Here is a 14,100-nt window from a genome sequence, read left to right on the forward strand (position 1 = left end):
GATCGCCGCACTCGAAGGAGAGTCACGGATGGCACGTCTGCACAACAAGGTCGCACTCATCACCGGCATCGGCGGCGGCATGGGCCGGGAGGCCGCGCGCCGATTCGCCGCCGAGGGCGCGAAGGTCGTCGGCTGCGACATCAACGCGCAAGGGCTCGACGAGACCGTGCGCATCGTGCGCGAGGAAGGCGGCGAGATCACCGGCATCGGCGGGGTGGACCTGAGCGACGCGGCCACGAGCGCCCGATGGATCGATGACGCCGCGGCGGTGTACGGCGGCATCGACATCCTGTATAACAACGCGAGCATCCAGCGGTTCGGCCCCATCGACGAACTCGCCGTCGGCGATTGGGAGCTCACCATCAGGGGCGAGTTGAGCATCGTCTTCTACGCCGTACGCGCCGCATGGAAGCACTTGAAGGCGCGCGGCGGCGTCATCGTCAACATCGGCTCGGTCGCGGGCACGCGCGGCGTCGAGTTCATGCCGCAGAATGTGCACGGCGCGGCGAAGGCCGGCGTCATCAATCTGACCCAGCAGCTCGCGGTCGAGGGAGGACCGCACGGCATCCGTGCGATCTGCATCTCGCCGGGGTTCATCGAGACTCCCGCCACCCGATTCCTCGTGGAGGACCCGCCGCCGGCCATCAAGGCCACGTGGGATCGCATTCCGCTCCGTCGCGTCGGGCAGCCCGACGACATCGTCAACGCGGCGGTGTTCCTGGCCTCCGACGAGGCGACGTGGATCACCGGCGTCAACCTCGTCATCGACGGCGGCAGCTCGGTCCTGGGCTGATCGCGGGGCGCGATACGACGACGGACAGCGCGCCCGCACGCACCGGCCGATGCCATGCACCCCTGCGGCGGCGTTCAAGCTCCGCCGCCCCCACTCTCGTTTCGGGAACGGATGCCGCACCACGCGCCCCGCCCCACGCTCCGAGGAGTTCGACGATGACCTGCGCGCCCGCGCCTGGATCGGCCGAGGGGTCCGACTACTCGCTCGAGCGCCTCTTTTCGCTCGACGGGCAGGTCGCGATCGTCACCGCGGGTACGAGCGGCATCGGCGGCCTCGCGTGCGCCGAGGCGCTCGCTGCGGCCGGCGCTCGTGTGCTGCTGGCGGGACTGGGCGACGCGCCGGCGGTCGCCGACCCTCCTCGTCGACGGCGGCGAGAGCCGGGTCTGACGAGCCCGGCGCGGTCATCGCACGCGACGATGCCTCCCATCGCGGGTCCGGCGTTCCCCCTTGCGGGACGTGCTGGTGTGATGAGATCCGCTGGCACCGCAGCCAGCACCGAAGAGGCGAAGGCGCCGCACCCTCGGCGACGCGCCTCCTGACACAGCAGGAGTGTCCCGTGAGTTCACACAAGAAGTTCGCGATCGCGGCGACAGTCGCCGCGCTCGCCGTCTCGCTGAGCGCGTGTTCCAGTGGTGACGTGGAAACCCCTTCCAGCGCTGCGACCGGCAGCGGGCTCAGCGCCGAGGCCCAGGCTGCGCTCGAGACGGCGTACGAGGGCATCGGCTCCACGCTCGACGACCTGGAGGCGACCACCCCTGAGGAGGGCCTCGACTTCTACGTCATGTCGTGCGGCGAGTCGGTCGCGACGTGCGCCGCCCCGGCGGCCGCCATGGTCGAGGCGGCCGAGGCGGCCGGCTGGACCGGCACGATCGTCGACGGCAAGCTGAGCCCCGAGGGGTTCGCGACCGCGATCCGCCAGGCCGTCGCAGGCGGCGCCGACGTGCTCGTACCCGTCGGCATCAGCTGCAGCGTCGCGCAGGCCGCCTTCACCGAGGCCAAGGACGCCGGCGTCACCATCGTGGGCGGCGGCGGCATCGACGACTGCGACCCGAAGGTCTGGGATTCCGAGCGCCTCTGGCTCGAGGACCCGCCCGTGCCGACCCCGTTCCAGGCGATCGGCAAGCTGCAGGCCGACTACACGTGGGGCAAGACCGACGGCGACCTCAAGGCCGTCGTAGTGAACCTCTCCAGCAACCCGTGGGGCGGACTGGTCACGCAGGCTTTCGGCGACGAGGTCGACGCCCTCGGAAGCGGCGAGGTGCTCACCACCGTCGACATCTCCGATCCGGACATCGCGGACGGCTCGTACCTGCAGAAGATCGTCAGCGTGCTGCTTGCCAACCCCGGCGCGAACGCGCTCGCCATGCCGACGGACGCCTACCTCGTGAACGGCCTCGCGGCCGCGATCGACCAGGCCGGCCTCGCCGACAAGCTGGTCGTGGTCGGCGGGTTCGGTTCTGAGGCAGCGCTCGACATGATCCGTGCGGGTCAGCCGGGAATCACCGCCACGATCGGCGACGCGCAGATCTGGGAGTCGTGGGGCTCGATCGACACTGCCATCCGCGTCCGCGCCGAACAGGAGCCGGCCTACATCGGCCAGTCCGTGCAGGCCGTCGACGCCGACAACAACCTGCCCGAGTCGGGCCCGTACGACGGCAGCATCGACTGGCAGGCGAAGTTCCTCGAAGCGTGGGGCCAGTGACCGACGCGGTGACGAACCCGGGAGCGGCGGGGGCGACCACCCCTGCCGCTTCCGGCACGCGCGCCGCCACGCCGGCGCTCGACATCCGCAATCTCGACAAGGACTTCGCCGGCACGCGCGCCCTCGACGACGCGTCGCTACACGTGCGCCGCGGCACCGTCCACGCCCTCCTCGGCGGCAACGGCTCGGGCAAGTCCACGACGATCAAGATCCTGGCGGGGGTCTACCCCGCCGACTCCGGGCGACTCGAGATCTTCGGCGAGCGGTACGACCTGGGCTCGTACACGCCGGCGACCGCTCAGCAGGCGGGTCTGCGGTTCGTGCACCAGGACCTCGGCCTGTTCGAAGACCTGTCGATCGAGGAGAACTTCGCGCTCGACACCGGCTACCCGCGCCGGGGTCCCCGCATCGACTGGCGCGGACTGCGTAACCGCGTGCGCGGGCTGCTCGCCGACTATGGACTCGACGTCGACCCGCGGGCGCCGATCCGGACGCTCCGCCCGTCGGACCGCACTATGGTCGCCATCGCGCGGGCCCTCCAGGAGCAAGATGCCGAGCAGCAGCTGATCCTCGTGCTCGACGAGCCGACCGCCCGGCTCGCGGCGCACGAATCGGAGCTGCTGCTCGAGCGGGTGCGCCGGCGGGCCGAGCTCGGACAGACCGTCCTCATCGTCAGCCATCGCCTCCGCGAGGTGCTCGCGGTATCGGACGACTTCACGATCTACCGCGACGGCCGTGTCGTCGGCGAGCTCATCGACGAGTCGCCCACGGAGGACCGGCTCATCGAGATCATGGCCGGTCGCTCCGTTCAGGCCCTGCGACCGACCGGCGAGATGGCCCACACCGAGCGCACGCCGGTCTTCTCGGTCACGGGCCTCCGCGGCGGTCCCGTGCGGGGCATCGACTTCACGGTGCACCGCGGCGAGATCCTGGGCCTGGCCGGACTGGTCGGGTCGGGTCGATCCAGCGTGCTGAAGATGATCTTCGGCGAGCACGCACCCGAGTCGGGTTCGATGATGCTCGACGGCGCGCCATACGCACCCGACGACATCGGCGAGGCGATGGAGTCCGGAGTGGCCCTCGTCCCCGAGGACCGCGTGCGCGAGGCCGCCTTCATGGACCAGACGATCAGCGACAACCTCGCCCTGGCCACCCTGGCCGAGAACTGGAGCCGCGGATTCATGCCCCGGGCGAAGGAGCGCGCCGACGCGGACGATCTCATCCGGGAGTTCGGGGTCAAAGCCTCGAGCGCCGACGCCCTGTTCTCGTCGATGTCGGGTGGCAACCAGCAGAAGGTCGTCATGGCGCGATGGATGCAGCGCGGCCCGAAGCTGCTCCTGCTCGACGAGCCCACGCAGGGTGTCGACGTCATGAGCCGCGCCGACCTGTACGCCGGCATCCGGCGCGCCGCCGCGGACGGGTGCGCGGTCCTCGTCGCCTCGAGCGACCTCGGCGAGATCCACGCGCTGTGCGACCGCACTCTGGTGCTCAGCCGCGGCCGGATCTCCGACGACGTCGCCGCGGGTGACCTCGATGTCGACGCCCTCACCAGCCTCGTCCTGCGCGAGAGGACCATTCCTGAAGCCCCCACGGAGCCGATCCCATGACCGAAACCACATCCCCGCCGACGACGGCGACCGTCTCGATCCCCGTCAACCACACGCCGACGCCGCTGCGTCTGCTGGAGAACTACGCGCTGCCGCTGCTGACGGTCCTCGTCTACGTGTTCTTCTGCTTCTTCCCGCTGTCGTCGGCTTCGTTCCCTACGATCAACAACCTCAATGTGATCCTCGGCAGCCAGGCGGTCATCGCCCTCATCGCGATCGCCGCGCTGTTCCCGCTCGTCTGCGGCTACTTCGACTTCTCACTCGGGGCGAACGCCGTCATGGCCCAGGTGGTGTCCGCGGGCCTGATGTCGGTGTTCGGTCTTCCGCTGTGGCTCTCGATCCTCCTCGCCCTGCTGCTCGGCACCCTGGTGGGCGTCGCCAACGGGTACTTCGTGACGCGGCTCCACATGAGCCCGTTCGTCACGACACTCGGCATGGCGATGCTGCTCGCGGGGGTCATGTCGTGGTTCACCGGCGGCCGCACGTTCGTCAGCGGGATCGACCCCGCGATCATGAAGTTCGGCTCGACGCGGCTCATCGGCATCCCCCTCGTCTTCTACATCACGCTCCTGGTCGCAGCGGTGGCGTGGTACTTCTTCACCCACACGCCGTTCGGCCGCTCCTTGTACGCGATTGGCTCGAACGCTACCGCCGCCAAGCTCGTCGGCCTCCCCGTCGCGAAGAACGTGTGGTGGAGCTTCATCGTCGCCGGCTTCATCGCCGGCGGCGCGGGTGTGCTCCAGCTTGCGCGCGTCGGAAGCGCCACCGCGTCGGACGGCGGAACACTGCTGTTCCCCGCCCTCGCGGCAGTGTTCCTCGGCGCGACGACGATCCGCCCCGGCTTCTTCAACGTCTGGGGCACGATCATCGGTGCGATCTTCGTCTCGGTGTCGGTCAGCGGTCTGGCTCTCTCGGGCGCCAGCGGCTGGGCGTCGAACGTGTTCAACGGCACCGCGCTGCTCGCCGCCGTCGCACTGTCGACCTGGCTCGGCCGGCGCAAAAAGAGCGGCTGAGCCGCTGTGCTGCACGCGGCCGTCGGGTTCGCCCGGCGGCCGTGTCTCATTTTCCAGGCCGGTCATGACGTCGGTCCCTAGGATTGGTGCGCTGCCTCACCCATCGACCGGCCCCTCGACAGGCTCAGGAACCACCGTGACCGACGTCCGAAAGCTCGACCTCAACCTCATCGTGGTGCTCGACGCCCTGCTCATCGAGCGAAACCTCACGCGGGCCGGGGAACGGATCGGGATGACTCAGCCCGCCGTGAGCGGAGCGCTGGCGCGACTGCGCGAGCTGTTCGACGATCCGCTCCTCGAACGCGAGGGCCGCAGCTTCGTGCTGACGCCGCGCGCCGAGGCGATGATCCCCGCGGTGGCGGAGTGCATGACCGAGGTGCGGCGCACCTTCGACGTACTGCTCGACTTCGAGCCCGCCACAAGCACCCGCACCTTCCTGGTGAGGGCGAGCGACTACGTGCTCGCCGAACTCACCAGCCCGCTCAACGGCCTGCTCGAGCGGGAGGCGCCCAGCACCCGGGTAGAGTTCTCGGGCCTTCCCGCCGCCGAGAGGGTCTCGCCGGTCGACCTGCTGCGCAGCGACGTGACGATCGCTGGCACCGGGCGCGGTGTGCCCGGAAAGCGTGCATCCCTCTTCTCCGACCGCTTCGTGTGCCTCGTCGACGCGTACAACCCTGCACTGCACGAGGGGCGCCTGTCGATCGATGACCTGGGGCGGCTGCGCTACGTGCGCTCGGTCTTCGGCCCGCACGTGTCCACGCACCTCGACGACATGCTGGCCGAGGCGGACCTGGTGCCGCCGGTCGCAGTCACGGTGCAGGGCTTCCTGCCTGTGCCCTTCGCCCTCACCGGGACGCCCTGGGTCGGCTGGGTCCCCGAGCGCACGGCCAACCGCTACGCGGCTGCGCTGGGGCTGGTCGTGGCCGAGACGCCCATGGCACCCGGAGTGCTGGTGGAAGCGGCGCACTGGCACCCGTCGAAGTCCGATGATCCGGCGCTGCGGTGGCTCGTGAAGAAGCTGCGCGAGGCGGCGGAGGTCGTCGAATTCGGCGACGAGCCCGACGACGCGTTCACCGGCTGAGCGGCGCGGGAGGCGGCATCCGCTCTCCGGCCCCAACGGCTGTCAGCACGGGCCGGCGGCATACCTGTCAGCCCCGGCGACCCGTGCGGCTGCGCGGCACCGTGCCCCCGGGTCAGCGCTCGAGCACGACGGCGAGCCCCTGCCCGACGCCGATGCAGATCGCGGCGACCGCGACGCCGCCGCCACGCCGGGCGAGCTCGTGCGCGGCGTGGCCGATGATGCGACCGCCCGATGCGCCGAGCGGGTGACCGATCGCGAGCGCACCGCCGTGGATGTTCACGCGCTCCGGGTCGAGGCCGGCCCACCCCCGGATGTCGGCCAGCGACTGCGACGCGAAGGCCTCGTTGAGCTCGACGAGGTCGACGTCGGCCCACGTGCGACCGGCGCGGGCGAGCGCCTTGTTCGCGGCCTCGATCGGGGCCAGCGGGAACTGGTCGGGGTCGACGCCGTGCGCCGCGCGCGCGGTGATGCGGGCCAGCGGCTCACCCGGCAGCGCACCCTCTCGTCCGAGCAGCACCGCCGAGGCGCCGTCGTTGATGGGCGACGAGTTGCCGGCCGTGACGCTGCCCTCGCCGTCGGCGGCGAACAGCGCCTTCAGGCCGGCGAGCTTCTCCACGGAGGTGTCGTCACGGATGCCTTCGTCGCGCGCGAGCTCGGCGCCAGGCACCTGCACGATCTCGCCGTCGTAGACGCCGGCTGCCCACGCGGCCGCGGCGAGACGGTGCGAGCGCACCGCGAACTCGTCCTGCGCCTGCCGCGGGATGCCCTGCTCCCGCGCGATCTTCTCGGCGGACTCGCCGTTCGAGATCGTCCAGTGCTTCGGCAGCTTCGGGTTGGTCATCCGCCACCCGATCGACGTGTTCCACAGCGTCTGGTTGCCCACGCTCGGCCAGGGCCGCGGCGACTTCTCCACGACGAACGGCGCGCGGCTCATCGACTCGACGCCGCCGGCCAGCACGATCTCGGCATCGCCGGCCTCGATCGCGCGGGATCCCTGGATCACCGCCTCGACCGACGACGCGCACAGCCGGTTGACCGTGACGCCGGGCACCGACGTCGGGAAGCCGGCCAGGAGCGCGCCCATGCGCGCGACGTTGCGGTTGTCCTCGCCCGCTTGGTTCGCGTCGCCGAAGATCACGTCGTCGATCCGCGTCGGGTCAAGGCCGGTGCGCTCGATCGTCGCCTTCATCACCACCGCCGCCAGGTCATCGGGGCGGATCCCCGCGAGCGCGCCGCCGGCGCGGCCGAACGGCGTGCGGACGGCGTCGTACACGTAGGTCGCCATGTCATTCACCCTCCCGGATGCCGCCGCTCGCGGCATCCGTCAATTCCAGGCCCGTCAGCTCGGCGAGGAGTGCGACGGTGTTGTCTCCGAACGCCTCGCGCACCGCGAAGCCGTGGGGAGTGACGTCGAAGACCGCGTGGTCGGTGTAGACGCGCGTGACGCAGCCGACGCCGGTGAGCGGGTAGGTGCAGGCCTCCACCAGCTTCGACTCGCCCGTCTTGGTCAGCAGGTCGGTCATGACGTAGACGTTCTTGGCGCCGATGGCGAGGTCCATCGCGCCGCCGACCGCGGGGATCGCCCCGGGCGCGCCCGTCGACCAGTTCGCGAGGTCGCCGGTCTGCGACACCTGGAACGCGCCGAGGACGCACACGTCGAGGTGGCCGCCGCGCATCATGCCGAACGAGTCCGCGTGGTGGAAGAACGCGGCGCCCGCGAGAGCGGTGACAGGCTGCTTGCCGGCGTTGATGAGATCGGGATCGATCTCGCCGGCCGCGGGCGACGGCCCCATGCCCAGCATGCCGTTCTCGGTGTGCAGGATGATCTCCTGGTCCTGCGGCAGGTAGTCGGCCACCAGCGTCGGCGCTCCGATGCCGAGGTTGACGTACGAGCCCTCGGGGATGTCCGCGGCGATGCGCGCGGCGAGCTGCTCACGCGTGATGCGCGTCGCAATGGTCGTGTCGGTCACTGGTCGACCTCCGTCCCGGATGCTGCGGCGCCGGCGATCGGGCGCCCTTCGATGTCCACTCCGCCGACGAAGGCGCCGTGGTCGAGCCAGGCCCGCTCCCCCACCGCGACGACGCGGTCGACGAAGATTCCGGATGTCACGACCGCCTCGGGATCGAGCGTGCCGAGCGCGACGAGCTCGTCGACCTGCACGATCGTCGTGGTCGCGGCCGCGGCCATGATGGGGCCGAAGTTGCGTGCGGTCTCGCGGTAGACGAGGTTGCCCCACCGGTCGGCGCGGTACGCGCTCACCAGGGCGTAGTCCGCCTTGATCGGGTACTCCAGCGCATAGACGCGGCCGTCGATCTCGCGGATCTCCTTGCCCTCGGCCAGCTGTGTGCCGACGCCCGTGGGTGAGAAGAAGGCGCCGATGCCCGCCCCCGCCGCACGGATGCGCTCGGCGAGGTTGCCCTGCGGCACGAGCTCGAGCTCGATCTCGCCGGCGCGGTAGAGGCCGTCGAACACCCAGGAGTCGTGCTGGCGCGGGAAGGAGCAGAGGATCTTGCGCACCCGCTTCTTCGCGAGCAGTGCGGCGAGCCCCACATCGCCGTTGCCGGCGTTGTTGTTGATGATCGTGAGGTCGGTCGCGCCCTGCGCGATGAGCGCGTCGATGAGCTCGACGGGTTGCCCGGCCCGCCCGAAGCCGCCGATCATGATGGTCGCCCCGTCGCGGACGCCGGCCACGGCCTCCTCGACCGAGCCCACGGTCTTGTCGATCACGTACTCGCCTCCTTGCTGTTCGCTCTGCGAACACATGTACGCTCTGCGACACAGTGTACTCCAGAGCCAGGGACGGCCGAAACCCCACCCCCGGCGGCGGACGGCGTCCGAGAGCACCCGAAGCCGCCGCATCCGTCGCCCGCCTTCATAGGTTCGGGGCGCACCAGGTCCGTTCGGGGCGCACCAGGTCCGTTCGGGGCGCACCACGTCCGTTCGGGGCACACCACGTCCGTTCGGGGCGCACCACGTCCGTTCGGGGCGCACCACGTCCGTTCGGGGCACACCACGTCCGTTCGGGGCGCACGCCGCGCGCCCCAAAGGCACGCCGCGCGCCCCAAACCCTCGAGAAGGCACCGGGGCACACACCACGTCCGTCCGGGGCGCACCACGCCCGTCCGGGGCGCACCACGTCCGTCCGGGGCGCACCACGTCCGTCCGGGGCGCACCAGGTCCGTTCGGGGCGCACGCCGCGCGCCCCAAAGGCACGCCGCGCGCCCCAAACCCGAGAAAAGGCACCGGGGCACACGCCACGCCCGTTCGGGGCGCACCACGTCCGTTCGGGCGCACCACGCCCGTCCGGGGCGCACCACATCCGTTCGGGGCGCACCACGTCCGTTCGGAGCGCACCACGTCCGTTCGGGGCGCACACGCCCGTCCGGGGCGCACCACGTCCGTTCGGAGCGCACCACGTCCGCCCGGGGCGCACCAGGTCCGTTCGGGGCGCACGCCGCGCGCCCCAAAGGCACGCCGCGCGCCCCAAACCTCGAGAAGGCACTGGGGCACACGCCACGTCCGTCCGGGGCGCACCACGCCCGTCCGGGGCGCACCACGTCCGTTCGGGGCGCACCAGGTCCGTTCGGGGCGCACGCCGCGCGCCCCAAAGGCACGCCGCGCGCCCCAAACCCTCGAGAAGGCACGCCGCGCGCCCCAAACCCTCGAGAAGGCACGGGGGCGCGCCGCGAACCGGAACGAAGGCCGGCTACTGGCTCTCGGCGAACACGTCCTTCGCGATGCGGAACGCGGTGTTCGCGGCCGGGACGCCGCAGTACAGCCCGGCCTGCAGGATCACTTCCTTGATCTCGTCGACCGTGAGCCCGTTGCGCAGGGCCGCGCGCAGGTGCATCGCGAGCTCCTCGTGGTGTCCGAGCGCGATGAGCGCCGACAGGACGGCCACCGACCGCGACCGGCGGTCGAGCCCCGGGCGCGACCAGATGTCGCCCCACGCGACACGGGTGATGAAGTCCTGGAAGTCGGCGGTCAGCTCGGTCGTGCCGGCGATCGCGCGGTCGACGTGCGCATCCGACAGCACCTCGCGGCGCACGACCATGCCCTGGTCGTAGCGCTCGGCGTCGGTGAGGCTCTCACCGTCGGGCCGGCTCACGCGGCACGCTCCGCGGCGACCCTGCCGAAGAAGTCGAGCAGCAGCGCGGCGGTCGCCGCCGGGGAATCCGCGGGTGCCAGGTGGGAGGCATCCGGAATCCCGATCGCCTCGCCGCGCTCCACACCGGCGGCGACCTCGCGAGCGGACGCCTCGGGCGTGACCGCGTCGTGATCGCCCCACACGGCGAGCACCGGGGTGGCGATCTCGTGCAGCCGGTCGCGCACGTCGAAGACGGCGAGCGCGTCGCAGCAGCGGGCGTAGCTCCCGTCGTCGGTGTTCTGCAGCACGTGCAGGAGCCGCCCGGTGAGATCGGGATCGCGCTCGATCGAGCCCGGCGCGAACCAGCGTTGCGCGGACCCGATGATGAGGCTCGACGTGCTCTGTGCCCGCACCTGCGCGGCCCGCTCGCGCCAGCCCTCGGGCGTGCCGATCTTCGCGCCCGAGCACAGGATCGCCGCGGCGTCGACCCGGTCGCCGTGGCGCAGCAGCAGCTCGAGCCCGACGGCGCCCCCGAGTGAGACCCCGGCGTAGAGGAACGGTCCGTCTATCGTGGCGGCGACGGCGTCGGCGAGCTCGGCGATCGTGAACTCCTCGGTCGACGTGGGCGCGGCGCCGTGACCGGGCAGGTCCCATGCGACGACGCGGTAGTGCTCGGCGAGCGCCGGGATCACACGGTCCCACAGCAGCGTCGAAGTGCCGAGCGACGAGCCGAGCACGAGCAGGGGCGCGCCCCCGGTCCGCGAGCTCGTCGACGGGCCGGCAGGGTCGGTGACGAAGATGGTGGGGACGGTCACGCGTCCTCCTCTGCGGTGGGTGCAGCCGCCTCGTCGACGAGACGGCCGGAGAGTCCGGTGTAGCGGGCAGGGTCGAGCAGGTCGGCGATGAGTGCCTCGGGGGTCGCTCCGCGCTCCGCCGCGAGGGCGTGGACGGCGGGCGATGCGGCGAGGAGCCCAGCCAGATCACCGCCCGCGGCGGCTGCGGTCACGAGTTCCGACACGCGTGCCGGTCCCAGCACCGGCCCGAGCGCGATCGAGAGACGCTCCGAGACGATGAGCCCTCCGGTGGCCGCGAGGTTTCGCGCGACCGCATCCGTGTCGACATGCAGGTCGGCGACGAGGGTGGCGGCGTGGGCGGTCGCCCCGAGCGCGAGACGCAGCAGTTCGCGAAGCGTCGGCCACTCCGCGTGCCACGCGCCGTCTGGGCGTTCGTCGGCGGCGAGGGCCGATGCGAGATGCAGCGTCGCGCCGAGCTGGGGGGCGCGCAGCGCGGCCGAGCGGATGAGGACGGATGCTGCGGGGTTGCGCTTCTGCGGCATCGCCGACGACCCGCCGCCGGCGCCCTCGGCGAGCTCGCCGATCTCGGTGCGGCTGAGGGTCGCGACGTCGGTGGCGATCTTGCCGACGGCGTCGATCGCCTGCACGAGCGCGTCGCCCAGTTCGGTGATCGGCCAGCGGCTGGTGTGCCACGGGGCGTCGGGCGCGGCGAGCCCGAGTTCGTGGGCGAAGGCAGCGGGAAGCGCGGCCGCGGCGTCCGCTCCACCGATCTCGGCGAACGAGGCGAGCGTTCCGGCTGCGCCACCGAGCTGGGCCGGCAGACGATGCCGCACGTCTTCGACGTGCTCCTTCGCACGTTCGACACCCCGCAGCCAGCCGGCCGCCCGCAGCCCGACGGTCGTCGGCACGGCGTGCTGGGTCAGCGTGCGCGCCGCAGCGACCTCGTCGCGACGCGAACGGGCCAGGGAGCGCAGCGAGACCTCGGCGTGCACGAGAGCCGCGACGACGCGGCTCGTCGCCGCGCGTGCGACCACCATCGCGGCGGTGTCGACGATGTCCTGGCTCGTCGCACCGCGGTGCACCCAGACCCGTGTGTCGAGTCCGACCCGCTCCTTGAGTCGCCCGACCAGCGGGATCACCGGGTTGCCGCCCGCCACCGCAGCAGCAGCCAGCGCCGCGCCGTCGACCCCGTGGTCGCGGCATCCGCGGAGGGCGCCCTGCCAGCGGAACTCGGCCTCGATCTCGTCGACCGCCTCGTCGGGCGCGAGACCGATCTCGCGGTGGGCCCGCGCGAGCGCGACCTCGGCCGTGACGAGCGCGTCGAGGTACGCGGCATCCGTCACCGTCTCGTCGTGACCGACGGTCACCGGCGAGAGCAGGCCCGCATCGAGTGCGGGCCGGTCACGGTCAGAAGGCAAGGAACACGGTCTCCTTCTCGCCCTGCAGGTGGATGTCGTGGTGCAGGTTGCCGTCCGGCAGGCGCGTCGCGATGAGCGTAGCGCGCTCGTCCTCGTCGAGCGAGGACAGGAGCGCGTCGGCGGCGAGGAGGTCCTCGTGCTCGGGCAGGTAGATGCGGGTCACGAGCTTGTCGGGGAGCCCGCGCGCGAACACGATGACCGAGTAGAACGGTGCACCGCCGTCGATCGGACCGGGGTTGCGGGTCCAGAACTCGTAGCGGCCGACGTCGGTGGTCGCCGCACGCCCGAAGCCGGTGAACGAGTGGTCGTCGCGACGGAATGCGCCGTGCGCCCGAGGGATCTCGCCCGTCTCGTCGGCGCTCCAGATCTCGATCACCGAGTCGGGGATCGGGTTGCCGGCGCCGTCGAACACGGTGCCGCCGAGCACGACCGACCCCGGGCTGTGCGGGAAGACGACCTGGTGCTTCTTGTCGTAGTCCAGGCCGAAGGCGAAGAACGGGCCGACGGTCTGCCCGCCGGTGGGCTCGTGGGTCTTCGGACCGAGGTCGCGCTTGGCGCCCACTCCAGTGGTTGAGCTCGTCGAAACCATCAGTGATCTCCTTCTTCGGGCTCGAACCAGGTCGCGTCGGGGCCGTCGACGACGATGTCGAAGCGGTAGCCCATCGAGAACTCCGGCACCGACAGGTCGTGGTCGTACAGGCCGATGAGTCGGTCGCGGTCCTTCTGGCGCCAGATGGTGTTGTAGATCGGGTCGAGTGGGAACAGCGGATCGCCCGGAAAGTACATCTGCGTCACGAGGCGCTGCGTGAAGCCCGAGCCGAAGATCGAGAAGTGGATGTGGGCGGGACGCCACGCGTTGACGTGGTTCTTCCACGGGTACGCTCCAGGCTTGATCGTCGTGAACTTGTAGTAGCCGTCGTCGTCGGTGACGGTGCGTCCGGCGCCGGTGAAGTTCGGGTCGAGGGGGGCGGGATGCTGATCCCGCTGGTGGATGTAGCGGCCCGCGGCATTCGCCTGCCAGATCTCGACGAGCTGGTTGCGGATCGGACGCCCCCACGAGTCGAGCACGCGGCCTTCGACGGTCATGCGCTCGCCCTGGGGCTCGCCGATGTGCTGCAGCGTCAGGTCGGACTCGATCGCGGCGACATCACGCTGCCCGAACGCCGGCGACCACAGCTCGATCGTCTCGGGATCGACCAGCTTGGGGTTCTTGGTGGGGTGGCGCAGCAGGCTCGACCGGTACGGCGGGAAGTCGTGGAGGCTGATGCCGAGCTTCTCGCCGGCGGCCTCGCGCCGCGCGGCCGCGGCGTGGTAGTCGACGATCTCCTGCGTGATCTCGTTCTGCGTCAGCTGGTCGGGCGAGGCCAGCAGCGACTCGGGCGCCGCCGCGGTCTGCTCGAGCACCACCGACGACGAGAACGCCTCCTCGCCCCGGGAATCGGGCTGGGTCGCGGTCATTGAGGTCTCCTTCGACGACTCGGGTCGTCCCAGGGTCGCACTCAGGAGTGGCTCCCGCGCCGTGGATTCCCACTCAGCGGGAATCGGGGAAGGCCTGAGCCCGCGGCATCCGTCTGCATCCGGGGTTCGGGGCGCGGCGCGTGCAC

Annotated in this window: 14 protein-coding genes; 6 read left to right on the forward strand and 8 right to left on the reverse strand. The window is 71.3% G+C overall.

Annotation, left to right across the window (positions count from 1 at the left end; all coding sequences use genetic code 11):
* Nucleotides 1–28 precede the first annotated feature (28 nt).
* The 6 genes from MRBLWH3_RS02605 to MRBLWH3_RS02630 all read left to right on the forward strand — a co-directional run bounded on the left by MRBLWH3_RS02605 (nt 29) and on the right by MRBLWH3_RS02630 (nt 6,196).
* On the forward strand, nt 29–793 hold the full coding sequence (locus tag MRBLWH3_RS02605; protein ID WP_363428418.1) for an SDR family NAD(P)-dependent oxidoreductase: 765 nt from the start codon (nt 29–31) through the stop codon (nt 791–793).
* Between the two features lie 155 nt (nt 794–948).
* Nucleotides 949–1,332 (forward strand): hypothetical protein, encoded by a 384-nt coding sequence (locus tag MRBLWH3_RS02610; protein WP_363428420.1) that lies wholly within the window; start codon nt 949–951, stop codon nt 1,330–1,332.
* Nucleotides 1,333–1,349: 17 nt separating this feature from the next.
* Nucleotides 1,350–2,495 (forward strand): sugar ABC transporter substrate-binding protein, encoded by a 1,146-nt coding sequence (locus MRBLWH3_RS02615; protein ID WP_363428422.1) that lies wholly within the window; start codon nt 1,350–1,352, stop codon nt 2,493–2,495.
* Nucleotides 2,492–4,102, forward strand: a complete 1,611-nt coding sequence (locus MRBLWH3_RS02620) for a sugar ABC transporter ATP-binding protein (RefSeq protein ID WP_363428424.1) — start codon at nt 2,492–2,494, stop codon at nt 4,100–4,102. Before MRBLWH3_RS02615 ends, MRBLWH3_RS02620 begins: the two co-directional genes overlap by 4 nt.
* A complete protein-coding gene (locus tag MRBLWH3_RS02625) occupies nt 4,099–5,115 on the forward strand; it encodes an ABC transporter permease (protein ID WP_363428426.1) in 1,017 nt (338 codons plus the stop codon). The genes MRBLWH3_RS02620 and MRBLWH3_RS02625 overlap by 4 nt, the downstream gene beginning before the upstream one ends.
* A 136-nt stretch (nt 5,116–5,251) precedes the next feature.
* Nucleotides 5,252–6,196: a LysR family transcriptional regulator gene (locus tag MRBLWH3_RS02630; protein ID WP_363428428.1), complete on the forward strand. Its 945-nt coding sequence runs from the start codon at nt 5,252–5,254 to the stop codon at nt 6,194–6,196.
* A 112-nt stretch (nt 6,197–6,308) separates the two neighbouring features.
* Here the strand turns inward: MRBLWH3_RS02630 and MRBLWH3_RS02635 are convergent, their stop codons facing one another.
* The 8 genes from MRBLWH3_RS02635 to pcaH all read right to left on the reverse strand — a co-directional run bounded on the left by MRBLWH3_RS02635 (nt 6,309) and on the right by pcaH (nt 13,954).
* Nucleotides 6,309–7,481 carry a thiolase family protein gene (locus MRBLWH3_RS02635; protein WP_363428430.1) on the reverse strand — a complete coding sequence of 391 codons (1,173 nt, stop codon included), beginning with the start codon at nt 7,479–7,481 and terminating at the stop codon, nt 6,309–6,311.
* Nucleotide 7,482: 1 nt separating this feature from the next.
* A complete protein-coding gene (locus MRBLWH3_RS02640; RefSeq protein ID WP_363435246.1) occupies nt 7,483–8,151 on the reverse strand; it encodes a 3-oxoacid CoA-transferase subunit B in 669 nt (222 codons plus the stop codon).
* Nucleotides 8,152–8,162: 11 nt separating this feature from the next.
* Nucleotides 8,163–8,924: a 3-oxoacid CoA-transferase subunit A gene (locus MRBLWH3_RS02645; protein ID WP_363428432.1), complete on the reverse strand. Its 762-nt coding sequence runs from the start codon at nt 8,922–8,924 to the stop codon at nt 8,163–8,165.
* A gap of 979 nt (nt 8,925–9,903) precedes the next feature.
* Nucleotides 9,904–10,305, reverse strand: a complete 402-nt coding sequence (pcaC, locus tag MRBLWH3_RS02650; RefSeq protein ID WP_363428434.1) for a 4-carboxymuconolactone decarboxylase — start codon at nt 10,303–10,305, stop codon at nt 9,904–9,906.
* Complete coding sequence (locus MRBLWH3_RS02655) at nt 10,302–11,099, reverse strand: alpha/beta fold hydrolase (RefSeq protein WP_363428436.1); 798 nt, start codon at nt 11,097–11,099, stop codon at nt 10,302–10,304. The genes pcaC and MRBLWH3_RS02655 overlap by 4 nt, the downstream gene beginning before the upstream one ends.
* Nucleotides 11,096–12,496, reverse strand: coding sequence for a lyase family protein (locus MRBLWH3_RS02660; protein WP_363428438.1), 1,401 nt, complete (start codon nt 12,494–12,496; stop codon nt 11,096–11,098). The genes MRBLWH3_RS02655 and MRBLWH3_RS02660 overlap by 4 nt, the downstream gene beginning before the upstream one ends.
* On the reverse strand, nt 12,486–13,085 hold the full coding sequence (gene pcaG, locus MRBLWH3_RS02665; protein WP_363428440.1) for a protocatechuate 3,4-dioxygenase subunit alpha: 600 nt from the start codon (nt 13,083–13,085) through the stop codon (nt 12,486–12,488). Before pcaG ends, MRBLWH3_RS02660 begins: the two co-directional genes overlap by 11 nt.
* Nucleotides 13,085–13,954 carry a protocatechuate 3,4-dioxygenase subunit beta gene (pcaH, locus tag MRBLWH3_RS02670; RefSeq protein WP_363428442.1) on the reverse strand — a complete coding sequence of 290 codons (870 nt, stop codon included), beginning with the start codon at nt 13,952–13,954 and terminating at the stop codon, nt 13,085–13,087. Before pcaH ends, pcaG begins: the two co-directional genes overlap by 1 nt.
* Nucleotides 13,955–14,100 lie beyond the last annotated feature (146 nt).

Source organism: Microbacterium sp. LWH3-1.2 (genome assembly GCF_040675855.1).
Classification (GTDB): Bacteria; Actinomycetota; Actinomycetes; order Actinomycetales; family Microbacteriaceae; genus Microbacterium.